This window comes from Streptomyces poriticola (genome assembly GCF_036689765.1).
Classification (GTDB): domain Bacteria; phylum Actinomycetota; class Actinomycetes; order Streptomycetales; family Streptomycetaceae; genus Streptomyces; species Streptomyces poriticola.
Genome location: NZ_JBAGKH010000010.1, coordinates 82524 through 108808, shown reverse-complemented (window position 1 = coordinate 108808; position 26285 = coordinate 82524). Strand labels below are relative to the sequence as shown.

Genomic DNA, 26285 nt, shown 5'->3' with positions numbered 1-26285 from the left:
GGTGAGGGGGACGGAGGAGATCGGATGGAGCCGAATCGCGTGGCCGTACGTCTACTCGGCGACGTCCGTACGACACCCGTACAGCGACGCCGAAGTGACCGGACTACAGGTGCAGGTGTGACGGAGGTGCAGGGCGATGGCCGGTTTTCGGAGTCTGGCGAGACAGGTCCGCGATCCGCGGTGCGATCTGGCACTGCGGCGCTACTCGCTGCGCAAGTGTCTTGAGCGGTTCGCCCCTTACGGGCACAGGGCGACCTGGGACCATCTGTGCTCCCGGTGGGGGTTCGGGCCGGAGGACAGGTCACCGGATCCAGCGCGGCTCGTGGCCGCACTGGACGAGCTGGAGCAGGCGCGTTCGGTCTGGCTGGCCTATGAGGTCGAGTTCGCCGAGCGGCGCAGGAAGGAGAAGCACGACGGGCTGCGCAGACCGGGCAGTGTGGACGACTGGCACCGGCTGACCTGGGGCGGGTTCGGCGTGGCGTGGTGCGACGATCCGCGGCTTCATCCCCGTGAGCCGCTGGCCGAGGTACTGCGCCGGCTGATCGCCGCGCTGGAGCGCGAGCCGGGGTCGGTGTGCCCGGTGTGCGCGGGTGGGCGGCTGGTGTGGCAGTACGGCCTGGCCCACGAGCCCTCGACGGGCCCGGTGTGCACGGACTGCGGCATCCTCGTGCCGCGCCCGGTACTGACCCGGGAGGCGCTGGCGGTCGCGCGGCGCGGGGGCGGGCTCCTGCTGGCGTCGGCCTGAGGGGCGGCCGGCCGACGGGCGCCTCGCCGTGACACGGCCGACGCGCCTGCGGCCGGCCGACGGTCACCGGTCCCCACCGAACCGCCGGAGGGTCAGGCGCGGCGGTGCGGGGCGCCCGGGCGTTCCGCCAGGAGGCGGGAGCCGGTGAGGCGTTCGCCGAAGGTGTCGTCCGGGTTGGACAGGACACAGGTCTCCAGGGACAGACAGCCGCAGCCGATGCAGTCGGTGAGGTGGTCCCGCAGCCGGCTGAGCCGCGCGATGCGCTCGTCCAGTTCGGAGCGCCAGGCCTCGGAGAGCCGGGCCCAGTCCTGCTGGGTGGGCGTGCGCTCCTCGGGCAGTTCGGCGAGCGCCTCGCGGATCGTGGCCAGCGGGATACCCACCCGCTGGGCGGCCCGCACGAAGGCGACGCGGCGCAGCGTGTCGCGGGTGTAGCGGCGCTGGTTCCCGGAGGTGCGGCGGCTGCTGATCAGCCCCTTGGACTCGTAGAAGTGCAGGGCGGAGACAGCCGCGCCGCTGCGTGCGGACAGCTGGCCGACGGTGAGCTCGTGGATCTTCTCGGGAATCTGGGGCACCTCCGCAAGCCTACCCACCCCGCCGCGCGGGCGGTCCGTTGACAGCAGCCCCGCGACCGACCATGCTAAGCAGTCGCTTAGATTGGAGACGGGACATGGCAGAGCCGAGGATCTTCACGTCCGCCGACGCCCTGAAGGCGGCGGTCGGCGAGCAGCTGGGGTACACCGACTGGCTGGAGATCGACCAGAAGCGCATCGATCTGTTCGCGGAGGCGACGGGCGACCACCAGTGGATCCATGTGGACCCGGAGAAGGCGGCGCAGGGCCCCTTCGGGACCACCATCGCGCACGGCTACCTGACGCTCTCCCTGCTGCCCCTCTTCGGACCGCAGCTCATCGAGGTCGAGGGCATGCGGATGGGCGTCAACTACGGCACCAACAAGGTGCGTTTTCCCGCCCCCGTCCCGGTCGGCTCGCGGCTGCGCGCCACGGCGACGGTCGCGGGAGTCGAGGAGGTCTCGGGCGGCGTCCAGGTGACCGTCGCGTTCACCGTGGAGCGCGAGGGCGGCGACAGGCCGGTCTGCGTCGCGGAGTCGGTCGCCCGCTACTACTTCTGAGACTGCATCGGAGCGGCACCGGGCCGCTTCACCCCCACCATGCGCAGCACGAGGTCGGCGTAGAGCGCGCCGACCTCGTCGGGCGTCCGGGGCCCGTGCACGCTGAACCAGCGGGCCACGTCGATACAGAGGGAGAGCACGGCGAGCGTCGTGCCCTTGAGGTCCAGGACCTCGAACTCGCCGGCCGCCACACCGTCCTCGATGATCCCGCGCACCTCGGCGTCGCACCGCCGGCGCAGCGCCACGATCTCGGCGCGGGCCTCGGGCCCGAGCGCGTCCAGCTCGTACTGCACCACCCGGGCGGTGGTGCGCCGCCCGGCGTGCCACCGCACGAAGGAGCCCACGGCGTCGGCGAGCCGCTCGCTCGCGCTTCCCTCGCCGCGGGCGGCCGTGCGCAGGATGTCCAGCGCCTTCTCGTGACCGATCCGGCTGATGCGGTGCAGCAGCTCTTCCTTGGTCTTGTAGTGGATGTAGAGCGCGGCCGGGCTCATTCCCGCGCGGCCCGCGATGTCACGGGTGGTCGTCGCGTGGTAGCCGCGCTCGGCGAAGGCCTCCACGGCGGCCACCAGCAACCGCCGGGCCGCGTCCGGGGTGACCTCGCCCCACGGCTCGATCTCGCCGCCCGCCGTCTCCTCCGCCGTACTCATCGCGCTCTCGCCCCTCTCGGTGACAGAAGGCTCCACCATACCGCCGAAGGTGAGCGGGCGCTTAGGGCGTGCCCGGGTGTCCCGCCCGACCGAGTGACCCGGACGAGCGGCCCGGCCGGGTCACGGGGCGGCCCTCACAGCTTCTCGAACGGGTCGTGCCCGGAGAGCAGCTTCTCCAGCCGCGCCTGGTCGACCCGGCTGACGATCTGCCCGGCCTCCTGGCGGTCACGGATGACCTTGGCCAGGGTGAAGGCGGAGGTGACCAGATAGAGGACGGCGATGCCCAGGAAGGCGCGCACCCAGACGTCGGTCTCGAGGTTGAAGACGCCGAGGGCCGTGGCCACCAGGGCGATACCGAAGGAGGCGACGGCCTGCCCGTAGAACGCGGCCGTACTCTGCTGCTTGACCGGTGTGTCACTCATGGGAACAGGGTCGGCACAGCCGGGCGGGACCACATCCGCCGGGATACTCAGAGGGTACTCAGGCGCCCGCACACGTCCCGGGCGCCACCCCGGCGGCTCAGAACGCCGACACCCCGGTCAGCGCCCGCCCGATGACGAGCTTCTGGATCTGGCTGGTGCCCTCGTAGAGCGTCATCACCCGGGCGTCGCGCAGGAGTTTGCCGGCCGGGTACTCGTCGATGTAGCCGTATCCTCCGAAGACCTGGAGGGCGTTGTTGGCGGCGCGGACGGCGGCCTCCGAGGCGAACAGCTTGGCCTTGGAGGACTCGACCGCGAAGGGCTGCCCCCGGTCGATCAGGTCGGCGACCCGCCAGGTCAGCAGCCGGGCGGCGTCCACGTCCACGGCGATGTCGCTGATCAGCTCCTGCACCAGCTGGTGGTGGGCGATGGTCCTGCCGAACTGCTCACGCTCGCCCGCGTACTTCACGGCCGCGTCCAGTGCCGCCCGGGCGATGCCGACGCAGCCCGCCGCGACCGACATCCGGCCCTTGGCCAGCGCGGCCATGGCCACGGAGAAGCCCTTGCCCTCCGCCGCCAGCATCGCGGACGCGGGCACCCGCACGTCCTCCAGCACCAGTTCGGCCGTGGCCTGGCCGCGCAGGCCGAGCTTGCCGTGAATGGTGCGGCGGGTCAGACCGGGGGTGCCGGTGGGCACCAGGAACGCGGAGACGCCCTTGTGGCCGGGGGCGTCGGTGGAGCGGGCGAAGAGCAGCACGACGTCGGCCCAGGTGCCGTTGGTGATGAAGGTCTTGGTGCCGTTGATGACGTAGTCGCCGCCGTCCCGGACCGCCCGGGTGGCCAGCTGACCGGCGTCGGAGCCGGTGCCCGGCTCGGTCAGGCCGAAACAGCCGACCAGTTCGCCGGAGGTGAGCCCGGGCAGCCACCGCCGCTTCTGCTCTTCGCTCCCCCGAGCGGCGATCGTCTTGGCGACCAGCCCGAGGGAGACCGAGACGATGCCGCGCACGGAGGAGTCGCCGCGCCCCAGCTCCTCGGTGACCAGGCAGTAGGCGAGGTGGTCGCCGCCCGAGCCGCCGTACTCCTCGTCGACGGTCAGCCCGAGGAAGCCGACCTCTCCCAGCTTCTTCACGAGGGACCGGTCGACCTCCTCGGCCCGGTCCCAGGCGATGACGTGCGGGGCGATCTCGCGCGCGACGAAGTCCGATGCGAGCTGCCGGACGGCGGCCTGCTCCTCGCTGAGCTCCAGGTTCATGCCGAGTCACCCCAGGGGATTCTGAATGCCGCACATTTAAATTAGCACTGCTAGTTTCTATTTCCCGCCCTACTATGTGCGCCATGGCCCGACCGCGCAAGCCCCTGCTCAGCACCGACCGGATCGTCGAGACGGCCCGTGCGCTGGTGGACGCCGAGGGCCTCACGGCCGTCTCCACGCGCCGGCTGGCGTCGGAACTGGGAGTGAGCGGGCCCTCGCTCTACAACCACTTCCGCACCAAGGACGAGATCCTGGAGGCCGTCGCCGACTCGGTGAGCGCCCAGGTCGATCTGTCGATGTTCGAGGACGGCCGGGACTGGCGGACCGCGCTGCACGACTGGGCGGTCTCCTACCGGGCGGCCCTGCGCGACCACCCCAACGTCGTCCCCGTACTCGCCCGCGGCCCCGGCCGCCGTCCGGCCGCGCTGCGCCTCGCGGACGCCGCGTACGGCGCCATGGTCGAGGCGGGCTGGCCGCCCGCGCAGGCCACGTCGATCGGCGCGCTGATGCGGTACTTCATCATGGGCTCCGCTCTCGGCTCCTTCGCCCGGGGCTTCGTGGACGACGCCAGCGCCTACGACCCGGCCGACTACCCGCATCTGGGCCAGGCCCACCTGCTGGCCGAGCAGCGGGAGAAGATCGACGAACGCGCCTTCGAGACCGGGCTGACGGCCCTGCTGGACGGACTGGCCCGGCAGTACGAGCAGTTGCCGCAGGAAGGCGGCCAGCTGACGGCAGGGACCGGGACCGAGCCGGCGACGGGGACCGGCTAAGCAGGTCGGGCGAATTCCGCTGCCCGGGGCGGCAGCGCCCTGAAGGGGCGCGGGGAACTGCGCGACCAGCCACGGCGGCACGGCAGCCGAGCGACGGCACGGCGCGGCACGTCCGGCGGAGCACTCAGCCGGCCGGCGGCAGGGAACGGCGGTCCTGCCGGTCGGCGGGACGACCGCAGCGGCTGGGGCAGCGAACCGGGCCGCGGGGCGAGCGGGCCTTGCGGCAGGCCGGGCGAAGCGGCCCGGGCCCGGGCGACGGGGTCACTGCTCGCGCAGGCCCCACGGGGAACCGTACTCGGTCAGCAGGTCGAGGAACGGGCGCGGCGGAAGTGCCTCGGGGCCCAGGACACCGGCGCCGGACCAGGTGCCGTGCGCGATCAGTTCGAGGGCCACCACCGGGTTGACGGCGGTCTGCCACACCACGGCCTGGGAGCCGTACTCGGCCATGGACCACTGGTTGTCGACGACGTGGTACAGGTACACCTCGCGCGGACGGCCGTCCTTGACACCCTTGATCCAGGTGCCCGCACAGGTCTTGCCCCGCATGCGCTCGCCGAGCGCGGCCGGGTCGGGCAGACAGGCGGCGACGACGTCGCGCGGGGAGACCTCGACGCGCGTGCCGTCCTGGGCGGTGACCCGGACCGGTTCGGTGCGGTCCAGGCCGATCAGGTGCAAGGTCCTGAGGGTCTGGATGAACTCCTCGCCCAGCCCGTACTTGAAGGTCACCCGGCGCGCGTCCACCCAGCGGGGCACCAGCAGGACCTCCTCGTGCTCGACGTTGACGCACTCGACCGGCCCGATGCCCTCGGGGAAGTCGAACACCTCCGGCTCGCTGAACGGCGGGGTGGTGAACCAGCCCCGGCCCGCCTCGTGGACGACCGGCGGGTTCAGGCACTCCTCGATGGTCGTCCAGATGTTGAACGACGGCGCGAAGTCGTAGCCGTCGACGGTGAGGTCGGCGCCGTCACGGATGCCGATCTCCTCGATCTCGTCGAAGAGTTCGTCGGCCGCGTACCGGGCGAACACGTCGGACAGCCCCGGCTCCACTCCCATGCCGACCAGCGCGAGCCTGCCGGACCTCTCCCAGTCGGCGGCCCGCTCGAACTGGGCGTCGCCCAGCTTCACCCCACACTCCTCGTACGGACGCTCGGGGTGCGGACGGGACAGCGACATGGCCATGTCCAGGTAGTGCGCGCCGGCGCCCAGCGCGGCCTGGAACAGCGGCATCACGAAGCGCGGGTCGGTGGCGTTGAGCAGTACGTCGCAGCGGTGCTCCGCCAGCAGCACCGCCACCGCCGCCTCGTCACCCGCGTCGACCTGCGCGGCGCTGAAGCGGTCGGGGCCGTCGCCCGCCGTGCTCACGGCGCTCACCGCGGCCTCGGCGCGGGATCGGTCGTAGTCGGCGACCACCATGTGGTCGAAGAAGGAGCGACGGGCCGCGATACGGGTGATCGCCGTACCCACACCACCGGCACCCACGAGCAGAATGCGCATATCCGAAATCTCCGTTTCCTCCGATATCGGTTGCCTGTGAGGCGATCCAACGACCTCGCCCTTCCGCAAGTCAATGGTGTTGGCATAAGGTCCCCGGATCGGATCAGAGCGGGAGGGAGCGCCATGCCCAAGCAGGTCGTACCGGAGCCGGCGCGCCGTCGGCGCCGCCCCACCAAGAGCGGCACGGTGCTGTCCGAGGCCCTGATCGTGGAGACCGCCTTGCGGATGCTGCGCGTGCACGGCCCCGCGGGACTCACGGCGCGGCGCCTGGGCACGGCCCTGGGAGCGGACCCCAGCACGCTCTACCGGTACTTCCGCAGCATGGACGACCTGACGCTCGCCATCGGCGACGCCCTGATCGGCCGTGCGGTCCAAGGGTGGCGGGGTACCGGCGACTGGCGCGCCGACCTGCGCGAACTCGGCCTGCGTATCCACTCCGCCTATCTCGAGCACCCCCAGGCCGCGGTGCTGACCGCCAACCGGGTGAGCGGACGGCGGCACGAGATCGCCGCGGACGAGCTGATCCTCGGGATCCTCAGGGGCTCAGGCTTCCGGGACGCCGACGCCGTCCGCCTCTACCACGCCTTCATCGACCAGGCGCTGGCCTTCGCCGCCCTGGACGCGGCGTCCCTCGCGCTGCCCGACGAGGCGCGCCGGGCCGACGAGGAGGTCTGGCAGGCCACCTACGCGCGCCTGCCGGCCGGCACCCACCCGCACATCGCGGCGGTCGCCCCGCGACTGGTCGCCGACATGAACCGGAGCATCTACCCCACCGCCCTGGACCTCCTGCTGAACAGCGCCACGGCCCGGCCCGCCGTCGGTCCGGCGGTGGGCGGAGCCGGCCTGCCCGCAAGCCCTCGGCCGGCGTCCGGCAGGGACGCATCGCAGGAGCCGAGCGGGAACCAGGGCAGAACTACACTTCGGCGGGTACCGAAACGTGCATGGCCGATGCTGGAGGACATGCGCACCAACGACGCCGACGCCGCCGGACTGGCCCGGCTGGCCGGGCTGATCGCCGACGAGACCCGGGCCGCCTGCCTGCTGGCACTGCTCGACGGGCGGGCGTGGACCGCCGGGGAGCTGGCCCGGCACACCGGGGTCGCCCCCTCCACCGCCAGCGAGCACCTCGGCAAGCTCGTCGCGGGCGGGCTGCTCGCCGAGGAGCGGCAGGGCCGGCACCGGTACGTACGGCTGGCCGGCGCGGGCGCGGCGCAGCTGGTGGAGGAGCTGGCCGCACAGGTCGTGCCGGAGCGCGCGGCGGGCGGTCCGCGCACCCTGCGGGCGTCGAGCGCCGCCTCGGCGATGGCCCGTGGCCGTACCTGTTACGACCATCTGGCCGGGCTCCTCGGTGTCGCGGTGACCGACGCCCTGACCGCCCGGGGACTGCTGCGGCAGGACAACGGCTTCGCGCTCACGGACGCCGGACTGGCCTGGTTCGAGACCGCCGGTGTCCGACTGGACCGCACCGGGCGACGGCCGCTGGCCCGGGCCTGCCTCGATCGGACGGAGCGCCGCCCCCATCTCGCCGGGGTCGCCGGCGCGGCCCTGTGCCGCCATGCGCTGGACACGGGCTGGTGCGTGCGGATCGGCACGGAGCGGGCGGTGAAGGTGACGGCGGCCGGTGAGCGGGCGCTGTCCGAACTGCTGGACATCGAGGCGGCGGCGCTCCGCTGAGCACCGGGCCCGCCGTCCCCCGGCCCCTGCGCCCCGCACCTCGTGCATCCCGGGCTCCGTGCATCCCGGGCCCCCGGGCACCGGATGCACGGGGGCGACCTCCCCGGCTCACCCCCGGGAACCCGGCGGGCGCGTCTGCTCGCAGCCGCGGGCACGGCTCGGGCCACGGAGCCCGGCGCGGTTCCGGGGCCGTGGCCCGAGGCAGCCTCGCGGTCAGCGTGAACGGGCCCGGTCCGCCAGGACCTTGATGGACACCAGGGCCACCACCGACAGGGCGATGATGTAGGCGGAGACGGCCATCGAGGTGCCGGTCGCCTCCAGGAGCAGCACCATGATGAACGGCGCGAGCCCGCCACCGGCGACCGCCGCGATCTGGTAGCCCAGGGAGGCGCCGGTGTAACGCATCTCGGGGGTGAACAGCTCGGCGAACAGCGCGGCCTGGGGGCCGTACATGATGCTGAGGAAGCAGCTGGCGACGAAGGAGGCCACGCCCAGCCACAGCAGCGAGCCGGTGTCGATCAGCAGGAACAGCGGGACCGCCCACAGGGCGATGCCGACCGCGCCGATCGTGTACACCCGGATGCGGCCGAACCGGTCGGACAGGGCGGCGGCGGCCGGGATCAGCACCAGCTGGGTGACGCTGACGCCGAGCGAGACGGCGAGCACCGAGCCGTGGTCCATGTCCAGTTCACGGGTGGTGTAGTCGAGGACGCCGGTGATGAGGATGTAGAACGTCGCGGTGTTCACGGCGAAGGAGCCGCCCGCCAGCAGCACCGTGCCGAGGTGGCCGCGCAGGATGGTGCGCAGCGGGGAGGAGCGCTCGGACTGCTCCTTCTCCGCCAGCGCCTCCTCGGCCTGCCGGAACTCGGGGGTCTCCTCGACCCGGGTGTGGATGTACCAGGCGAGGCCGAGGACGAGCAGGCCGATCAGGAACGGCACCCGCCAGCCCCACGACTCGAACGCCGACTCCGAGGTGAGCGCACCGGCCAGCAGGAAGACGGTGTTGGCGCTGACCACGCCGATGGGGACGCCGAGCTGGACGACGCTGCCGTACAGGCCGCGCTTGCCCTCGGGGGCGTACTCGGTGGCGAGCAGCATCGCGCCGCCCCACTGGGCGCCGACGGCGACGCCCTGGGCGATGCGCAGCAGGACCAGCAGGATCGGGGCGGCGACGCCGATCGTCTCGTAGGTCGGCAGCAGGCCGATGCCGGTGGTGGCCACGCCCATCAGGGTGAGCGCCATGACCAGCATCGGCTTGCGGCCCTTGCGGTCGCCGAGCTGTCCGGCGACTATGCCGCCGAGCGGACGGGCCAGGAAGCCGACGGCGAAGGTGGCGAAGGCGGCCAGCACCCCGGCGGTGGGGCTGCCGGCCGGGAAGTACAGGTCGCCCAGGACGAGGGCGGCGGCGATGCCGAAGACGAAGTAGTCGTACCACTCCACCGCCGAGGCCAGGGCCGCGGCGGTGGCGACCCGGCGGCGGTTCGGTCCGGGCGGGGCGGTGGTGGAGAGGGGCTGAGCGGAGGGGGTGGTGCCCATTCGTGCACGCTCCGGGGGTGCGAGGGGGACGTGGGGAGGCGCTTTCCCGGGAACATACTGACCGGACGGTATGGGGTCAACGATCGTGCACGACATTTGCGACGCGGGGATGCCGGAAGGTGTCCGGCATCCCCGCAGGGAGGTCCTAGAAGACCACCAGGGCCCGCCCGCCCTTTCCGGCCAGCATGGCGTCGAAGGCCGCCGGGATGCCGTCCAGCGTGATGCGCTCGGTGACCAGCGCGCCCAGGTCCAGGCGGCCGGCGCGGACGTGGTCGGCGATCACCGGGAGGTCCCGGGCCGGGTCGCTGTTGCCGTAGACGCAGCCGGACAGGGTGCGGCCCCAGTGGAAGAGCTCCAGGGCGTTGAAGGTCACCTGCTGGTCCTTGCCGCCGATCCCGACGACGGTGGTGCGCCCGCCGCGCCGGGTGGAGTCCCAGGCGGTGCGGATGCTGGCCGCGCGGCCCGCGCACTCCACCGCCGCGTCGACACCCTGCTTGCCGGTCAGCGCGCGGATCTCGCGGGCGGTGGTGTCGGAGGCGAGCAGGAAGTCGGTGGCTCCGGCCGCGCGGGCCAGCTCCTCCTTGTGCGGGGAGACGTCGACGGCGACGATCGTGGACGCGCCCGCGATCCGCGCCGCCTGGAGGGTGGCCAGCCCCACTCCCCCGACGCCGAACACCGCCACCGTCTCCCCGGGGCGCACCTCGGCGGAGTGGTGGACGGCACCGTAGCCGGTGAGGACGGCGCAGCCGAGCAGGGCGGCCTCGGTGAGCGGCACCCCGTCCGGGGCGGGCAGCACGCAGGAGGCGTTCACCAGCGTCTCCTCGGCGAACGCGGCGACGTTCAGCCCGGGGTGCAGATCGCTGCCGTCGTCCGCGCGGCGGGCGTAGACGTCGGCGGCGCCGGCCAGGGCGCCCGCGCACAGCCAGACCTCGCCGAGCCCGCAGGCGTGGCAGGCGCCGCAGGACGGGGCCCAGTTGAGGACGACGCCCTCACCGGGGGTGACATGGGTGACGCCCTCGCCGACGGCGACGACGGTGCCGGCGCCCTCGTGGCCGAGGACGGCGGGGACGGGCACCCGCATGGTGCCGTTGGACAGGGACAGGTCGGAGTGGCAGACCCCGGCGGCGGCGAGCCGGACGCGGACCTGGCCAGGTCCGGGCTCGGGCAGCTCGATGCCGGTGATCTCCAGCGGGGCTCCGACGGCGGGGACGACGGCGGCACGGACAGCCATGGCTTCGACAACGCTCCTAGAACTGCAGGGACTTGGTCTGAAGGAATTCGGACAGGCCGGGTGCACCGAGTTCGCGGCCCACGCCGGACTGCTTGTATCCGCCGAAGGGGGCGAGCGGGTTGAACCGTCCTCCGTTGATGTCGACCTGCCCGGTGTCCATCCGCCGGGCGAAGGCGACCGCATCGGCCTCGTCGCCGGCCCACACGGCTCCGGCGAGGCCGTAGACCGTGCCGTTGGCGATCCGCAGGGCGTCGTCCTCGTCCGTGTAGGCCAGGACCGACAGCACCGGGCCGAAGATCTCCTCCTGCGCGATGGTCATCTCGGGGGTGACGTCGGCGAAGACGGTGGGGCTGACGTAGTAGCCCCGCTCTCGCGGCGCCTCGGGGCCGCCCGCGACGAGCCGGGCGCCCTCGGCGATGCCCTGCTCGATGTAGCCGAGCACGCGCTGCTGCTGCTTGGCGTTGACCACCGGGCCGATGCGCTCGCCGTACTTGGCGGCGGCTGCCGCGGCCAGCTCCACGGCCTCGGCGTACCGGTCGCGGTGGACCAGCATCCGGGTCCAGGCGCTGCAGGTCTGGCCGGAGTTGGACATGACGTTGGCGACACCGACGTTGACGGCCTTGGCCAGGTCGGCGCCGGGCAGGATGACGTTGGCGGACTTGCCGCCCAGTTCCAGGGCGACCTTCTTGACGGCGGCGCCGGCGGTGGCGCCGATCTGCCGGCCGACGGCGGTGGAGCCGGTGAAGGAGACCAGGTCGACGCCCGGGTGCTCGGCGAGGGCCTGGCCGGCCACCGGGCCGAGGCCGGTGACCAGGTTGAACACGCCCGCGGGGACACCGGCCTCGTGCACCGCCTCGGCGAACAGCTGGGCGGTGAGCGGCGTGTCCTCGGCGGGCTTCAGCACGATGGTGCATCCCGCGGCGAGCGCCGGGGCGACCTTGGCGACGATCTGGTGGAGCGGGTAGTTCCAGGGGGTGATGGCGCCGACCACGCCGATCGGCTCGTGGTACACGGTGGAGTTGCCGACCTCCGTCACGAACGCGTACGACGCCGCCAGCTCGGCGTAGGAACCGGCCACGGCGATCGGTGCTCCCACATGGACGGCCTGGGAGAACTTCAGCGGCGAGCCGAGCTCGTCGGTGACGGTCCCGGCGATCTCGTCCTGGCGGGCCACCAGCGCGTCCCGCAGCGCGACGAGCCGTGCGGCCCGCTCCGTGGGCGGGGTGGCGGACCAGCCGGGCAGGGCGGCGCGGGCGGCCCGGACGGCGGTGTCGACGTCCAGGGCGCTGCCGGCCGGGACCCGTCCGATCACCTGCTCGTCCGCCGGGTTCACGACCTCGATCGTGTCCCGGCCCCCGGCGGGTCGCCAGGTGCCCTCGATGTACATGCCGTCTTGTGCCTTCATCGTGTTCCTTCCGGGCGTGCCTCGTCGTCCGAAACCCCAAACTAGCGCCGTTAGTTTTTCGACACCAGGGTGGCCCGGGATCCGCGGGGCCGGAGCCGATCGGAATGGTACGGCTCAGCATGCGGCGCGCCTCGGCGGAGGGTCTCAGCGCGGGGTGCGACCGGGCAGCCGGGGCCGGCGGGTTCTCCCGGCGGGGCCCTGGGCCGGCCGGCCCGGGGCGCGCAGGGCGATGCCCGAGGAGAGCAGCAGGGCGCCGAGCAGCACGAACGGTGCGGCCACCGGCCGAAGCAGCGGTGTCAGCACGAGCCGGCAGGCGAGGGTGGCCGCCGCGCGCAGACCGAGCAGCACGCCGACGACCGACGGCGCGACGCCCCGGCGCTCGCCGACCACCGGCGGACCGGCGGTGAGGACGTCGGTCGCGGACAGCACGGACAGGTTGATCAGAATGCCCGCCGGTATGCCGCGGGACCGCAGGATGCCGCGCACGCGCTGCCCGCCGCCATGGCCCGGCCGCCGATCAGCGCACCGGCCGCGACGTGGCCGACGAGCCGGCGCGGCGCGGCGCCGACGGTGAAGTGGCCGAAGTTGCGGTCCTGGTCCTGCGGCACCGACCGGCGGGCGACCAGGGACTGGGCCCCGATGACGAAGCAGAGGTGACCGAGGCCCATCCCCCCGCTCCACAGCGCCATCCCCCACGGGGACCCGGCGACACCGCTGAGCACACAGCCGCCGGAGATCAGCCCGGTGGGAGACCGCGGGCCGGGCCATCGACACCGCCGCGTGGGCGAAGCCGAAGGCGCTGGCGAGGCGGAGCAGCCAGCCGCGGTTCCCACCGGGCATCATCGGCGCGGTCCTCCCTGGGCCGAACCACCGAACCACCGAACCGCCGAACCGCCGAACCGCGGATCAGCGGATCGACGGATCAGCGGATCGACGGATCAGCGGATCGACGGATCAGCGGATCGGTCCGGTCAGACGATGCCGAACAGGATGGCGGAGGCCAGGACGACCAGGCAGGTCAGGGCGGCCCACTTCACCACGAACCGGGTGTGGTCGCCGAACTCGACCCTGGCCATGCCGACCAGCACGTACACGGCCGGGACCAGCGGGCTCGACATGTGCAGCGGCTGGCCGACGATCGAGGCGCGGGCGATCTCCACCGGGGAGACGCCGTGCGCCTGGCCGGCCTCGGCGAGGACCGGCAGGATGCCGAAGTAGAAGCCGTCGTTGGACATGAAGTAGGTGAGCGGCAGGCTCAGCAGGCCGGTGACCAGGCCCATCTGCGGGCCCATACCGTCGGGGATGACGTCCACCAGCCAGCGGGCCATATGGTCGACCATGCCGGTGCCGGTGAGGACACCGGTGAAGACGGCGGCGGCGAAGACCATGCCGGAGACGTTCAGGACGTTGTCGGCGTGGGCGGCGATCCGGGCCTTCTGGTCTGCCATGTGCGGGAAGTTGACGGTGAGCGCGAGTGCGGCGCCGAGCAGGAACAGCACCGGGATCGGCAGCCACTCCATGATCATGGCGGTGAGCAGCGCGATCGTGAGCAGGGCGTTGAACCAGTACAGCCTGGGGCGCAGGGTGGGCCGGTTCGGGTCCAGGCCCTGGAACTTCTCGTCGTCGTAGGCTGTTGCGTCCCTCGGGGCGCCGGAGCCTCCGCCGGTCCCCGCGCTGCTGCCGGTCCCCGCGCTGCCGCCGGTCACCGGACCGCCCGCGCCACCGACCAGAACGCTCTCCTTCTCCGGCTCCCTGTCCTCCACCAGCGCCTCGTCCAGCGTGAGCGTACCCAGCCGCCGGCGCTCACGCAGGCCGAGCACGTAGGACAGGCCGATGACGAACAGCAGGCCGACGGCGAGCGCCGGGATCATGGGGACGAAGATGTCGCTGGCGTCGACCTTCAGCGCGGTGGCGGCGCGGGCGGTGGGTCCGCCCCAGGGCAGGGTGTTCATCACGCCGTTGGCCATGGCGGCGACACCGGTCAGCACCACCAGGCTCATCTGCAGCCGCTTGTACAGCGGGTACATCGCCGACACGGTGATCATGAAGGTGGTGGAGCCGTCGCCGTCCAGGGAGACGATGGCTGCGAGCAGCGCGGTGCCGACGACGATCCGCATCGGATCCGCTCTGCAGAACCTGAGGATCCCGCGCACGATCGGGTCGAAGAGCCCGACGTCGATCATCACGCCGAAGTAGACGATCGCGAACATGAGCATCGCCGCGGTGGGGGCGAGGTCGGTCACGCCGTCGATGACGTAGTCGCCGAGCTGGGCGCCTTGGCCGACGAGCACGCAGAAGAGCGCGGGAATCAGCACGAGCGCCGCGATCGGCGACATCTTCTTCAGCATGATCAGGACCAGAAAGGTCGCGATCATGACGAAGCCGAGGATGGTCAGCATGAGTTGGATACCTAACGTTCGCCCTTGAACATCCCACCAGGGCCGGCGGTGAGACGACGTTAGGTGCCGCGACAAGGCGTCAACAAGACGTCGATGAGCGAGCAATAAGCGCAAAACTCCTGGTCACAGCTTTGCTCAGGTCAGCGGGGCGGTCAGTTCGGGCGGACGGTCACGGGCACGCCGTTGAGGACCGCGTTGCCCGACAGCGGGTCGAGCAGGCTGCCGTCGAGAAGCTGGTTGACGTTGACGCCGGGGTCGGCGGCGGCGTGGGTCAGCCGGGTGCCGGGCCGGTCGTGGCCCCAGCCGTGCGGGACACTGACCACACCGGGGCGGACGGCGTCGGTGACCTCGGCGGGGACGATCACGGATCCCCCGGCGCCCTTCACGCGGACGTCCGCCGCGTTCCGCACCCCGAGCCGCTCGGCGTCGGACGGGTGGATGTGCAGGGTGCACCGGTTGGAACCGCCGGTGAGGGCGGGGATGTTGTGCATCCAGCTGTTGTTGGAGCGCAGGTGGCGGCGGCCGACCAGGACCAGTCCGGTGGGACGCTCGGCGAGCGCCTGCCGCAGCCGGGGCAGGTCGTCGGCGATGGGGCGGGGCAGCAGTTCCACCTTGCCGCTGCAGGTCTTCAGCGGCTGCGGCAGCCGCGGGCGCAGCGGACCGAGGTCGATGCCGTGCGGGTGGGCGAGCAGCCGCCGCAGGGTCAGCCCGTCGGGGTCGGCGCCGAAGCCGTCGCCGTAGGGGCCGAGGCGCAGCATCATGTCCAGTCGGCGCTCGGGGCCGTCGACGCCGGTGAGCTGTGCGGCCAGCTCGGCCGGGTCGCGTCCGTGCACCGGGGAGTGCGGCTCCCGTACCGCCTTGCCGAGGGTCTGCTCGATCACCATGGCGTCGACTGCGGCCGGGTCGGCGCCGTGCATGCCGGTCGCGGCGAGGGTCAGCCGGGCGAGGATCTCGGTCTCGGCCATCCGGCCGGGCTCCAGGGGCACGGCGGGGCGGGTGTAGCGGACCTGGTGGTGCACGGCGAGGGTGTTGAAGGCGAAGTCGTGGTGCGGGCTCTGGGATGGCGGGGGCGGCGGCAGGACGACGTGGGCGTGCCGGGCGGTCTCGTTGAGATAGGGGTCCACGCTCACCATGAAGTCGAGGGCGTCCAGGGCCTTGTCGAGTCGCTCGCCGTCGGGGGCGGACAGCACCGGGTTGGCGCCGATCGCGATCAGGGCGCGGACGGGTTCGCCCGCGTCGGTCGCGGTGTCGATCTCCTCGGCGAGCGCCGAAAGCGGCAGCTCGCCCTTGGCCTCGGGATGCCGGGCGACCCGGGAGTGCCAGCGGCCGAGCGCGAAGCCCCGGCCGGGTCCGGCGGGGCGCGGGGTCCGGTCGGTCGCGGCCTGCGGGAAGAGGGCGCCGCCGGGGCGGTCGAGGTTGCCGGTGAGGATGTTGAGGACGTCGACGAGCCAGCTGGCGAGGGTGCCGTGGGGGACGGTGCAGCTGCCGATGCGGCCGTAGACGGCGGCGGTGGGGGCGGCGGCGAGGTCGCGGGCGAGGTCGCGGATCGTGCCGGCGGGGACGTCGCAGGCCGCGGCGGCGGCCTCGGGAGTGAAGTCCCGGAGCGCGTCGCGGAGTTCGTCGAGGCCCTCGAGATGTGGGGTGAGAGAGCCGGGGTCGACGAGGCTCTCCTCGAACAGCACGTGGGCCGCCGCGGCGAGCAGCAGGGCGTCGGTGCCGGGACGGACGGGGACGTGCCGGTCGGCGAGTTTCGCGGTGCGGGTGCGGCGCGGGTCGATCACGGTGAGGGTGCCGCCGCGGGCCTTGAGCGCCTTGAGGCGGCCCGGGAAGTCGGGGGCGGTGCACAGGCTGCCGTTGGACTCCAGCGGGTTGGCGCCGATCAGCAGCAGATGGTCGGTGCGGTCCAGGTCGGGTACGGGGATGGCGTTGGCGTCGCCGTAGAGCAGCCCGCTGGACACGTGCTTGGGCATCTGGTCGACGGTGGAGGCGGTGAACAGGCTGCGCGTGCCGAGCGCGCCGAGCAGGACGGGCGGGTAGAGGGCGCCGGCCATGGTGTGCACATTGGGGTTGCCGAGGACGATGCCGACGGCGTGCGGACCGTGCCGCTCGACGACCGGGCGGAGGCCGGCGGCGACCGCGTCGAACGCCTCGTCCCAGGTGGCCTCGCGCAGCACGCCGCCGCGGCGGACCAGCGGGGTGCGGAGCCGGTCGGGATCGGAGTCGACGGCCCCGAAGGATGCGCCCTTGGGGCAGATGAAGCCACGGCTGAAGACGTCGTCGCGGTCGCCGCGGGCCGCGGTGACGCGGGTGCCGTCGATGGTGAGGGCGAGGCCACAGGTGGCCTCGCACAGGGGGCAGATGCGCAGGGCGGTGCGGGACACGGGTCCTCCCGTTGGGCGGCGGCGGTGGCGCACGGACGTGAGTGAGCATACCGACCGGTAGGCATGGCGGGGAGTCCCGCGACCGCACCGGGGGGAATTCGCCTGCCGTGGCCGGGACGGGAGCCCGGCTCAGTCCAGCGCCCGCCCGAGATACGCCCGCAGCATCTCCCGTGCCTCCTCGATGATCCCCGGGTCGCCGTCCGGGGCGACCCGGAAGGCGAGCTGGACGAGGGCGTCGGCGGTCTCCACGGCGACCAGGAAGACCCGGCGCAGATCGGCGTCGGGGCTGCGGCCGAGGAAGCCGGAGAGCAGGTCGGTGAGCCGGTCGGCGACGCGGTGGTTCGGGACGTCGGCGCGGTCGCCGACGGGGATCTGGTTGCCGAAGTCGACGAGCGAGAAGCCGGCCGCCGTCCGCTTCATCTCCAGATACTCGTCGAGCACCGCGTCCAGTGCCCCGCGCCAGTCCTGGTCGCGGACGTCCGACAGCCGCTCGGCCACGCGCTCGGTGTAGCGCTCCAGGTTGCGCTGGGCGAGCGCGTCCGCCATCTGCCGCTTGTTGCCGAAGAAGCGGTACACGGAGCCGATGGGGACACCGGCCCGCTGGGCGACGGCGCGGGTGCTCAGGGCGTCGTAGCCGACCTCGTCGAGGAGGTCGGCGCAGGCGTCGAGGATCCTGGAGAGCCGTTCGGCGCTGCGCCGCTGCACGGGGGCGCGGCGGAGCGGGGTCGTGTGGGGCACGGTGTTCATCCTGCCTTTCCGCCACGGTCCGGCGAACTGTGGCCTCCAGTACGGACGGGGGCGCCCGCCGCACTCACTGCGGCGGGGGCCGCTCCGGTGGGCGCCGCCGCGCCGCCGGCTCCCGTCGGACGTGACGCGGTGATGTCCGCCGTGCTCTGGACGGGTTTGCCGCCGACCGCCCAGACGGTGCCGTCGTCGGCGTGGAGGCGGGCGGTGACGTGGTGGGTGCCGCGGGGGACGCGGTGGGCGGCGAGGCGGTACTCGGGCCCGCGCAGCCGGGCGACGAGGTCGCCGTCGACGAAGAGGTACGCCACCCCCCGGCCGGCCACCGGGCGCGGCGCGGTGCCCGACGGCGAGAACCGGAAATTGCGCACGGTCAGCCGTACGTCCCAGCTCGCACCGGTCTCGGGCTGCACCTCGATACCGACCTCGGGCGCCCGCCGGCCGTCCGCCTCCCTGAGCCGCCGCCCTTCCTCGTCCGTGCCGTCGAGCAGCCGGCCCCCGGGCGGGGACGCGGACGCCCCGGCGCTCGGCGGACCGGAGCCGCCGGAGCCGCAGCCCGCGGATCCGGTCAGCAGCAGGACACAGACCGCGAGCGCGGTAAGAGGTCTCCGCGTCCACGACATGCCCGCGAGAGTAGAACACGAGTCCGACGACACGGATCCCCCGGGAGTCGGATCACGGATCCCTCCCAGGTCGGGTTCCGGTCATCCTCCGGGATCGCTTGCGCAGCCCGAACCGCAATCCTACGGTGATACATAGGAATCGGTTGCCGCGTGATGCGGGTGACGAGGGAGCGAACATGAGCGGGGACGCGCGCAAGACCGCCGAGGGGCTCGAGCATCTGTCCGGCTTCGGCAACGAGCACAGCTCCGAGGCGGTTCCGGGCGCCCTGCCCGAGGGCCGCAACTCCCCCCAGCGGGCGCCGCTGGGGCTGTACGCGGAGCAGCTCAGCGGTACGGCGTTCACCGAGCCGAGGGCGCACAACCGCCGCTCCTGGCTGTACCGCATCCGCCCGTCGGCCGCCCACCCGGCGTTCACCCGCACCGGCAACGGCGCCCTGCGCACCGCCCCCTTCGCCGAGTCCGTGCCGGACCCGAACCGGCTGCGCTGGAACCCGCTGCCCGAGCCCGAGCCCGGCACCGACTTCCTGGCCGGCCTGTGGACCCTCGGCGGAAACGGCGACGCCGCCCAGCGCTCCGGCATGGCCGTGCACCTCTACCACGCCGACGCCGACATGGACCGGGTCTTCAGCGACGCCGACGGCGAGCTGCTGATCGTCCCGGAGCGGGGCGGGTTGCTGCTGCGCACCGAGTTCGGGCTGCTGGCCGCCGAGCCGGGCCAGGTCGCCCTGGTCCCGCGCGGCGTGCGGTTCCGCGTGGAGCTCATGGACGCCTCGGCCCGCGGCTACGTCTGCGAGAACTACGGCGCCCCCTTCCGCCTGCCCGACCTGGGCCCGATCGGCGCCAACGGGCTGGCCAACCCGCGGGACTTCCTCGCGCCGGTGGCGGCGTACGAGGACGTCGAGGAGCCGGTGGAGGTGGTGAACAAATACTGCGGCAACCTCTGGACGGCCACCTACGACCACTCCCCGCTGGACGTGGTCGCCTGGCACGGCAACCTTGTGCCGTACGTCTACGACCTGCACCGCTTCAATGTCATCGGCTCGATCTCCTACGACCACCCGGACCCGTCGGTCTTCACGGTGCTCACCTCCCCGTCGGACACCCCGGGCCTGGCGGGCGTCGACTTCGTGGTGTTCGCGCCGCGCTGGCTGGTGGGTGAGGACACCTTCCGGCCGCCCTACTTCCACCGGAACGTGATGAGCGAGTACATGGGCCTGATCCAGGGCGCCTACGACGCGAAGACGGCCGGCGAGGGGGGCTTCGTGCCGGGCGGCGGCTCGCTGCACAACATGATGTCGGCGCACGGCCCGGACCGGGAGACCTTCGACCGGGCGAGCGCGGCCGAGCTGCGCCCGCAGAAGATCGACGACGGGCTGGCGTTCATGTTCGAGACACGCTGGCCGGTGACGCTCACGCCCCGGGCGGCCGGTGCGCCGCACCTGCAACAGCGGTACGACGACGTGTGGCAGGGCCTCCAGCGCCACTTCCGCCCGTTGCAATGAACACCCGCGCCCGGTACGGATAGCCCGTGACCTCCTTCGCCCCGGACTCCATCGTCCTGAACCGCAAGCTGCCGCTCTGGTACCAGGTCTCGCAGTCGCTGCGCGCCTCGATACTCGGCCGCTCGCCCCAGGACCCGCTGCGCCTGCCCACCGAGGAACAGCTGGCCGGGCACTACGGGGTCAGCGTGCTGACCATGCGGCAGGCGCTGAAGGAGCTGGAGGACGAGGGTCTGATCACCCGGCACCGCCGGCGGGGCACGTTCATCGAGCCGCACGCCCGCCGGGGCTCCCCGGTGCGGCTGCTGGGCTCGGTGGACGCGATCGTGGCCCAGCAGTCCGGGATGGCGACCGAGCTGCTGGACCGGGGCAGCGGGCCCGTGCCGCCCGAGCTCGCCGAGTACTTCCCGGACCTGGCCGAGGTGGCGACGTTCCACCGGCTGCGCAGCGACGAGAAGACCGGCGAACCCACCAACCACGCCCGCAACTACGTCCGTCCGGAGGTGGCCGCCCGGATCGATCCGGGCGATCTCGCCCGGTGGCCGATGACCAAGGTGCTGCGCGACGGCGTGGGCGTGGACATCAGCCGCATCACGGACACGGTCCAGGCCCGGCTCGCGGACCCGGACACGGCGCGGCTGCTCGATGTGCCGCTGCTCAGCCCGATCCTGCACTACACCGGAGTCACCTACGACACCGACGGCCGGGTACTGGACGTGGCGGTCATCCACTACCGGGGGGACCGCTTCTCCTTCACGGTGACTCTCGACGCCACCTGATCCCGGCCCCGGGCCCGTCGTACGATGCCGGGCGTGACGCACGACGACGCTCCGCCGCTGGCGGACCTGATGCCGTGGTCCGTCGCACCGCCGCGGCTCGGCCGGGGGTGGCCGGCGGCCCCCGACGCGGCGTCCCTCGGGGCCCGCTGGGACGCCCTGCTGACGGCGGAGGGCCCGGACCGCGAGGCCCTGTTCGGGCCGACCCGCTCGCGCACGCTGCACACGGCGGCCGGGCTGCTGCCGGGCGGCCGGGGCGGCACGGAACAGCTGGCGCGCGCCTCGGGTCCGTGCCCGGAACCGGTCCGGGTACTGCGAGCACCCTTCGACGAACAGTGGCTGATCCCCGATCACCGCCTGATCGACGCGGCCCGCCCGGAGCTGTGGCGGATCGCGGACGAGCGGCAGGCGTTCGTCGTGGAGACCGCCGACACCGCGGCCCCCTTCCCGCTGCTCGTCACCTCGCTCCTCCCCCTGCTGGCCCCCGGCCGCATCCGCCCGCTGCACCGCCGCCCCGGCGGGGCCGAGCCGAACCTCGCCCCGGGGCTGCTGGACCACCTCGCCGCCCGCCTGGGCCACCGCCCCGCCCCGCTGGACGTGCTGGCCTGGATCCTGGCGGCCGTACGCCCGGGGACGAGCGGCGTACCGCTCACCGCCGACCCGGGACTCTGGGCGCACGGCGTCGGCCTCGGCCACCGGGCCCTGCGGCTGATGCGCCGGGACGGCGAGCGCCCCAAACTGCCCGGCGGCCGCCGCCCCTACGTCCGCGCCCCGCTGCCCCCGCGCCCGATGACCCTGCACTACGACCGGGACGAGGAGGTACTGCATCTCGACGGGGGCCGGATCTCCCCGGTGCCGCCCGAGGCCTGGGACTTCGCGGCGGGCGGGGTGCGGGTCCTGGAAGCGTGGTTCACCTCGCGCACCGCACCGGCCGAACCCGGCACCCTGGCGGCGATCCGCCCGGCGGTCTGGCCCCAGGCCTGGACCTCCGGGCTCCTGGAGCTGATCACGGTCCTGGCCCTGCTCGCCGGACTCCGCCCACAGCTCGACGGCCTGACGCCCGCGGGCGACGAGGGGGCGCTCCCGGACCCGATCACCGCGGCGGACCTGCGCACCGCCGGCGTCCTCCCGCCGCCCGCCGCGGCCCGCCGCCCCGCCTCGGTCCTGGACCCCCAGGAGGAGGGACCGGAGGGCCAGCTGGCGCTACTCTGAGCAGGTCGGGCGAAGTCCGCTCTGGTTCGGCAGCGCCCTGAAGGGGCGCGGGGGACTGCGCGAGCAGCCACGACGGCGCCGCAGACGAGCGACGGCGCAGCGCGGCACTTCCAGCGGAGCGGTCGGCGCCGGTCAGGCGAACCCGTTCAGCACCCGCCCGAGCGCCCTTTCGAGCACCGCCTCCGGGTCGATCGGCCCGGGGTCCTCGGTGAAGGCCGCCGCCGGCCGCGGGCAGGCGCCGCTCGCGATCCCGCCGCCCAGGCGGGTCGTCCGCGCCGCCTGCTCCTGCTCCTGCTCCGCGACCAGGGCAGCGCACGGGGCGCGTCCGGCGGTGGCGGTGTTCCAGGAAAGCAGCGCAGGGCGTCGGGGCTGAAGCCGTACACCGGGGCCATCAGGCGCGACAGCCAGGGGCGGTGGTGCATGGGCACGCGGGGATCGTGGGCCACCCGGAGCATGCCGGCGCGGCAGTCTCCGACCGGCTCCCACAGCTCGTGCTCGTCGGCGACGGTGCTGCGGGTACTGTCCGAACGCCGAGGTGCCCGAGGGGGCCGCCTGGCCGGTGGCGCACCCGGTGGCCGGGGGCGGGGTGGTCTGCGGTGCTGCCGTCGGTGTTCGTGCCGCTCACCGTGTGCCGGTACCGGCGGGGGGAGCACTGACCGGGGCGCGGACGGGGACGGGTCCGCGCTGCCGGGCGTCCGGGGGCGCCGCTGCGTGCCGTGGGGATGGCGGACGACGGGTGTGCGGCGCCGCTCCGGGGTGGTGTGACCGCCGGAGCGCGGGCCTCAGCTGCCGCCGAACAGCGAGCGGCGCAGTCGGCGCAGCGGCGCGAAGAGCGAGACGCGGCGGACCCGCGCACCCCTGCCGCTGCGGGTGTGCGCGGCGTCACGTGTGGTCAGCTCGCGCATCAGCGAGGTCGCCTCGACCGTCTCCCGCTGCGGGACGGCCGGGCCGCCGAGCACCGACAGGTGGCGGTCGAGGCGCGAACTGGTCGCGCTGCTCCCGCAGGTGATCGCAGGGACCCTCGCCCTGCTGCGCACTGTTATCTGTTCCATGTCACTCCCCACCCGTACGAGTCCACCCGGCCCGGGCAGGCTAACCCTATCGCCCCCCGGGGGCACGCGTGTATCGCGGTCACAGGATTCACCTTCCCCGTAAGGGCGTTGACGATCACTCTCCGAATCCAAGAGATTCCAGGGCGAGTTGGACAACGGGTTTGCTGGTGGGCCGAGCTGACCCGCCGTCGGGTTCCACGGTCACGGCGAGTGACGAGACGGCGGGGTCGAGCCCGGTTGCGAGCAGGGGCGTGTCACCGTCGAAGAGCCCCAGGGAACGCGGCTGAGCGCCGGGGCGCATGGCCCAGAGCTGGTGCACCCGGCCGCCCTGCGGATCGCCGTAGCCGCGCAAGGTGACGACCGCCCGGCCCGCCGTAACGGAAGCGATCACTCCGATACTGCGTCCACGCTCGTCCCGTCCACCGGTCGCACGGGCGTCCGGCGCCGCGAGAACGTGGGCGATGTCACGCGAGGTGTCCCGGGCGGCGGCCAGTTCGTCCCGGGTGCGGTCCGCCTGGACGGCGAAGAGGGCGGCGACCACCAGGGCGGCCGCGGCGGTCGTCGTGGCGAACGGCACCAGCAGGGGGCGCGGCCGGGGCGCACGGGCGCGCGCCGGGGGCGGCCGGGTGCCCCAGACATGGGGAGGCAGTTGGGGGGTGCGGGCGGGCGCGGGTTCCTGCGGGGTGGTGCGGACCGCGGCCATTACCCGTTCACGCAGGTCGGGCGGTGCGGGGGCGGCTATGGAACAGGCCAGGCGGGCGGCGTCCTCGGACAGGTCGCGCACCTCGGCGACGCAGGGGTCGCAGTCGCCCAGATGCTTCTCGAAGCGGACCCGCTCGGCGGGTTCCAGGGCGTCGAGCGCATAGGGGGCGGCGAGCGAGTGCAGGTCACCGCGGCGACGCAGCCGGCCGAGCAGGCTCATGCGGCACCTCCCAGACAGTCGCGCAGCCGGCTGAGTCCGTCTCTCATCCGGGTCTTCACCGTGCCCAGCGGCAGGGACAGCCGCTCGGCCACTTCACGGTAGGTGTAGCCGTCGTAGTAGGCGAGGGTGACCGACTGGCGCTGCAGGGCGGTGAGCCGGTCCAGACAGCGGCGCACCCATTCGCGTTCCAGCCCGGCCTCGACCTCCTCGGCGACCTGGTCGAAGGCGGGGTGGTGGGCGCGCCGGGCCTCGCGCTGCTCGCGTTCCCCGGCCGCGCGGGCGCTGCGCACCCGGTCGACGGCCCGTCGATGGGCGAGGGTGAGGATCCAGGACAGCGCGCTGCCCCGGCGGGGGTCGAATCGTGCCGCGGACCGCCAGAGTTCCAGCAGGACCTCCTGTGCCACCTCCTCCGACTGTGCGGCGTCCCGTACCACCCGCCGGACCAGCCCGAACACCGGACCGGACACCCTCGCGTACAGCTCCTCGAACGCCTTCTGGTCGCCGCCTGCCACGAGCGCCATGAGCTCGTCCGCCTCCACTGCCGTCTCCCCCTCTCCGCGGGCCGGGCCGGCCCCTCGGCAGGGGTTACGGATCAGCGGGCCGAAAACGCGGGTCGGGCGGGCGGCGATTCGACGGTGCGGATTCTTTTTCCGTTCCGACCAATCCGGTCCCGCGGGCGCTCCGAATCGCCGGGTGTCAGGCAAGTCGGCAGGAGGACGAACGGCATGACAGCAAATTCCAGGTCCAGGACCGGTGGTGGTGCGGGGCGCTCGGGCGTCGCCACCCTGATCTGCGGCGCGCTGGCCGCCGGGGGCCTCGCCGCCGCCGGCGTCACCGCGCTGGAACCGCAGACGGCCCGCGCCTCCAGTCACCGGGAGGCGCCGCTGATCTCCGGGACCCCTCAGTACGACAACACCGACCTGTACGCCTTCGTGAGCCCGGACCGGCCGGACACCACCACGATCATCGCGAACTGGATCCCGTTCGAGGAGCCGGCCGGCGGACCGAACTTCTACAACTTCGCCGAGGACGCACAGTACGACCTGCACATCGACAACGACGGCGACGCCCACGGCGACCTGCTGTTCCGCTACACCTTCAGCACGCACACGAAGAACGAGAAGACGTTCCTGTACAACACGGGCCCGGTCACCAGCCTCGACGACCCCGACCTCAACATCACGCAGACCTACGACATCGACCAGGTGAAGCTGGAGGGCGGCAAGGAGGTGTCGCGGACCACCATCGCCCACGACGTGCCGGTGGCCCCGTCGAACGTCGGCAAGGCGTCGATGCCGGACTACCCGGCCCTGCGCAAGCAGGCGATCCACGAACTGGCGGGCGGCGCACGGACGTTCGCCGGGCAGGCCGACGACCCGTTCTTCCTCGACCTGCGCGTCTTCGACCTGCTGTACGGCGGGGACCTGTCCGAGGTCGGCAACGACACCCTCAAGGGCTACAACGTCAACTCGATCGCCCTGCAGGTCCCCACCCACATGATCGTGGAGTCGGCCGAACAGCCGGTGGTCGGCATCTGGACGACGACGCAGCGCAAGAACGCCCGGGGCGACTTCACCCAGGTCTCCCGGCTGGGCAACCCGCTGGTCAACGAGGTCGTCAACCCGATCGAGGACAAGGACACGTTCAACGCCTCGGCCCCGCGGGACGACGCGCAGTTCCTGAAGAACGTCACGCACCCCGAGCTGCCGAAGCTCATCGAGGCCATCTACAAGATCGAGGCCCCCGAGGAGCCCCGCGACGATCTCGTCGACGTCTTCCTCAAGGGTGTCAAGGACCTCAACCAGCCGCCGCACGTGACCCCGTCGGAGCAGCTGCGCCTCAACACCTCGATCCAGCCGGCCGCCGAGCCGAAGCGGCTCGGGGTGCTGGACGGCGACAACGCGGGCTTCCCCAACGGGCGCCGGCTCACCGACGACGTGATCGACGCCGCGCTGCAGGTCGTCGAGGGCGAGCTGGTCGGCGCCCCGAACGACCTGGGCGACGCGGTCGACGCCAACGACAAGGAGTTCGAGCACGCCTTCCCGTATCTGGCGAACCCGACGGAGGGCTCGCGCGGCCCGCTGGCCGAGGGCGTGGACGGCGGCAACGACGTCCGCAACCAGCTCGGTGACGCACTGCGGCCGGCCGAGGCCGGCGGCTCCGACGACACCACTCTGATCGCCGCGTCCGCGGGCGGCGGTGCGATCGGGGTCCTGCTGATCGGCGCCGGCCTGGCGTGGTGGCGCCGGGCCCGCGGCCGGGCCTACTGACCCCCGCCCCGACAGACCGGCGCGGCCCGTTCCTTCCCCTCCCCCACGCGGGCCGCGCCTTCCCCACCCCACGGCACGGCGAGCACGGCACGGCGAGCGAGGAGA

Annotated in this window: 23 protein-coding genes and 3 pseudogenes; 9 read left to right on the top strand and 17 right to left on the bottom strand. The window is 73.1% G+C overall.

Annotated features, from left to right (window positions below):
* The first annotated feature begins 136 nt into the window (after window positions 1-136).
* The gene (locus tag V5O46_RS16535) at window positions 137-745 is read left to right on the top strand and encodes a hypothetical protein (protein ID WP_332885367.1); all 609 of its coding nucleotides are present in this window, start codon (window positions 137-139) and stop codon (window positions 743-745) included.
* Window positions 746-837: 92 nt separating this feature from the next.
* Here the strand turns inward: V5O46_RS16535 and soxR are convergent, their stop codons facing one another.
* The gene (gene soxR / locus V5O46_RS16530) at window positions 838-1317 is read right to left on the bottom strand and encodes a redox-sensitive transcriptional activator SoxR (protein ID WP_332885366.1); all 480 of its coding nucleotides are present in this window, start codon (window positions 1315-1317) and stop codon (window positions 838-840) included.
* Between the two features lie 95 nt (window positions 1318-1412).
* Here soxR and V5O46_RS16525 point away from each other — a divergent pair, with 95 nt between their 5' ends.
* On the top strand, window positions 1413-1874 hold the full coding sequence (locus V5O46_RS16525) for a MaoC family dehydratase (protein ID WP_332885365.1): 462 nt from the start codon (window positions 1413-1415) through the stop codon (window positions 1872-1874).
* Here V5O46_RS16525 and V5O46_RS16520 read toward each other — a convergent pair.
* From V5O46_RS16520 to V5O46_RS16510, 3 genes are all read right to left on the bottom strand, one after another.
* Window positions 1865-2521, bottom strand: a complete 657-nt coding sequence (locus V5O46_RS16520) for a TetR/AcrR family transcriptional regulator (protein WP_332885412.1) — start codon at window positions 2519-2521, stop codon at window positions 1865-1867. The two genes, V5O46_RS16525 and V5O46_RS16520, sit on opposite strands and share 10 nt — an antisense overlap.
* A gap of 134 nt (window positions 2522-2655) precedes the next feature.
* Complete coding sequence (locus tag V5O46_RS16515) at window positions 2656-2943, bottom strand: YiaA/YiaB family inner membrane protein (RefSeq protein ID WP_332885364.1); 288 nt, start codon at window positions 2941-2943, stop codon at window positions 2656-2658.
* A gap of 97 nt (window positions 2944-3040) precedes the next feature.
* Window positions 3041-4192, bottom strand: coding sequence for an acyl-CoA dehydrogenase family protein (locus V5O46_RS16510; protein WP_332885363.1), 1152 nt, complete (start codon window positions 4190-4192; stop codon window positions 3041-3043).
* An 83-nt stretch (window positions 4193-4275) separates the two neighbouring features.
* Between V5O46_RS16510 and V5O46_RS16505 the strand changes: the two genes are divergently transcribed.
* Window positions 4276-4965, top strand: coding sequence for a TetR/AcrR family transcriptional regulator (locus V5O46_RS16505; RefSeq protein ID WP_332885362.1), 690 nt, complete (start codon window positions 4276-4278; stop codon window positions 4963-4965).
* Window positions 4966-5226: 261 nt separating this feature from the next.
* Here the strand turns inward: V5O46_RS16505 and V5O46_RS16500 are convergent, their stop codons facing one another.
* Window positions 5227-6459, bottom strand: coding sequence for a saccharopine dehydrogenase family protein (locus V5O46_RS16500; protein WP_332885361.1), 1233 nt, complete (start codon window positions 6457-6459; stop codon window positions 5227-5229).
* A 123-nt stretch (window positions 6460-6582) separates the two neighbouring features.
* Here V5O46_RS16500 and V5O46_RS16495 point away from each other — a divergent pair.
* Window positions 6583-7269: pseudogene (locus V5O46_RS16495) on the top strand (TetR/AcrR family transcriptional regulator); the annotation flags it as partial.
* A 150-nt stretch (window positions 7270-7419) separates the two neighbouring features.
* Window positions 7420-8133, top strand: coding sequence for an ArsR/SmtB family transcription factor (locus tag V5O46_RS16490; RefSeq protein WP_332885411.1), 714 nt, complete (start codon window positions 7420-7422; stop codon window positions 8131-8133).
* A gap of 213 nt (window positions 8134-8346) precedes the next feature.
* On the opposite strand, the gene V5O46_RS16485 is transcribed toward V5O46_RS16490, so the two are convergent.
* The 8 genes and pseudogenes from V5O46_RS16485 to V5O46_RS16450 form a co-directional block, all read right to left on the bottom strand.
* Window positions 8347-9669, bottom strand: a complete 1323-nt coding sequence (locus tag V5O46_RS16485; protein ID WP_332885360.1) for an MFS transporter — start codon at window positions 9667-9669, stop codon at window positions 8347-8349.
* A gap of 145 nt (window positions 9670-9814) precedes the next feature.
* Window positions 9815-10900 carry a zinc-binding dehydrogenase gene (locus tag V5O46_RS16480; protein ID WP_332885359.1) on the bottom strand — a complete coding sequence of 362 codons (1086 nt, stop codon included), beginning with the start codon at window positions 10898-10900 and terminating at the stop codon, window positions 9815-9817.
* A gap of 16 nt (window positions 10901-10916) precedes the next feature.
* Window positions 10917-12305 carry an aldehyde dehydrogenase family protein gene (locus V5O46_RS16475; protein ID WP_332885358.1) on the bottom strand — a complete coding sequence of 463 codons (1389 nt, stop codon included), beginning with the start codon at window positions 12303-12305 and terminating at the stop codon, window positions 10917-10919.
* A gap of 213 nt (window positions 12306-12518) precedes the next feature.
* A pseudogene (locus tag V5O46_RS16470) lies at window positions 12519-13148 on the bottom strand (MFS transporter); the annotation flags it as partial.
* Window positions 13149-13276: 128 nt separating this feature from the next.
* The gene (locus V5O46_RS16465; protein WP_332885357.1) at window positions 13277-14704 is read right to left on the bottom strand and encodes a CitMHS family transporter; all 1428 of its coding nucleotides are present in this window, start codon (window positions 14702-14704) and stop codon (window positions 13277-13279) included.
* Between the two features lie 152 nt (window positions 14705-14856).
* Window positions 14857-17085 carry a molybdopterin-dependent oxidoreductase gene (locus V5O46_RS16460; RefSeq protein WP_332885356.1) on the bottom strand — a complete coding sequence of 743 codons (2229 nt, stop codon included), beginning with the start codon at window positions 17083-17085 and terminating at the stop codon, window positions 14857-14859.
* A 129-nt stretch (window positions 17086-17214) separates the two neighbouring features.
* A complete protein-coding gene (locus V5O46_RS16455) occupies window positions 17215-17832 on the bottom strand; it encodes a TetR/AcrR family transcriptional regulator (protein ID WP_332885355.1) in 618 nt (205 codons plus the stop codon).
* Window positions 17829-18449 carry a hypothetical protein gene (locus V5O46_RS16450; RefSeq protein WP_332885354.1) on the bottom strand — a complete coding sequence of 207 codons (621 nt, stop codon included), beginning with the start codon at window positions 18447-18449 and terminating at the stop codon, window positions 17829-17831. The genes V5O46_RS16455 and V5O46_RS16450 overlap by 4 nt, the downstream gene beginning before the upstream one ends.
* A gap of 176 nt (window positions 18450-18625) precedes the next feature.
* On the opposite strand from V5O46_RS16450, the gene hmgA reads away from it, so the two are divergent.
* Genes hmgA through V5O46_RS16435 form a run of 3 tightly spaced genes read left to right on the top strand, consistent with a single transcriptional unit; the run spans window position 18626 to window position 21936 of the window.
* Entirely contained in the window at window positions 18626-19951 is a 1326-nt protein-coding gene (gene hmgA / locus V5O46_RS16445) for a homogentisate 1,2-dioxygenase (RefSeq protein ID WP_332885353.1), read from the top strand.
* A gap of 26 nt (window positions 19952-19977) precedes the next feature.
* On the top strand, window positions 19978-20727 hold the full coding sequence (locus tag V5O46_RS16440) for a GntR family transcriptional regulator (protein ID WP_332885352.1): 750 nt from the start codon (window positions 19978-19980) through the stop codon (window positions 20725-20727).
* A 24-nt stretch (window positions 20728-20751) separates the two neighbouring features.
* A complete protein-coding gene (locus V5O46_RS16435) occupies window positions 20752-21936 on the top strand; it encodes a type ISP restriction/modification enzyme (protein WP_332885351.1) in 1185 nt (394 codons plus the stop codon).
* Between the two features lie 132 nt (window positions 21937-22068).
* On the opposite strand, the pseudogene V5O46_RS31940 reads toward V5O46_RS16435, so the two are convergent.
* From V5O46_RS31940 to V5O46_RS16420, 4 genes and pseudogenes are all read right to left on the bottom strand, one after another.
* Window positions 22069-22442, bottom strand: a pseudogene (locus tag V5O46_RS31940) (TetR/AcrR family transcriptional regulator); the annotation flags it as partial.
* Between the two features lie 276 nt (window positions 22443-22718).
* On the bottom strand, window positions 22719-22988 hold the full coding sequence (locus V5O46_RS16430; protein ID WP_332885350.1) for a hypothetical protein: 270 nt from the start codon (window positions 22986-22988) through the stop codon (window positions 22719-22721).
* Window positions 22989-23103: 115 nt separating this feature from the next.
* Window positions 23104-23910: an anti-sigma factor gene (locus V5O46_RS16425; RefSeq protein WP_332885349.1), complete on the bottom strand. Its 807-nt coding sequence runs from the start codon at window positions 23908-23910 to the stop codon at window positions 23104-23106.
* Window positions 23907-24449, bottom strand: coding sequence for a sigma-70 family RNA polymerase sigma factor (locus tag V5O46_RS16420; protein WP_332885348.1), 543 nt, complete (start codon window positions 24447-24449; stop codon window positions 23907-23909). Before V5O46_RS16420 ends, V5O46_RS16425 begins: the two co-directional genes overlap by 4 nt.
* Window positions 24450-24635: 186 nt before the next feature.
* Between V5O46_RS16420 and V5O46_RS16415 the strand changes: the two genes are divergently transcribed.
* Window positions 24636-26180, top strand: a complete 1545-nt coding sequence (locus V5O46_RS16415) for a DUF4331 domain-containing protein (protein ID WP_332885347.1) — start codon at window positions 24636-24638, stop codon at window positions 26178-26180.
* The last annotated feature ends 105 nt before the right edge of the window (window positions 26181-26285 follow it).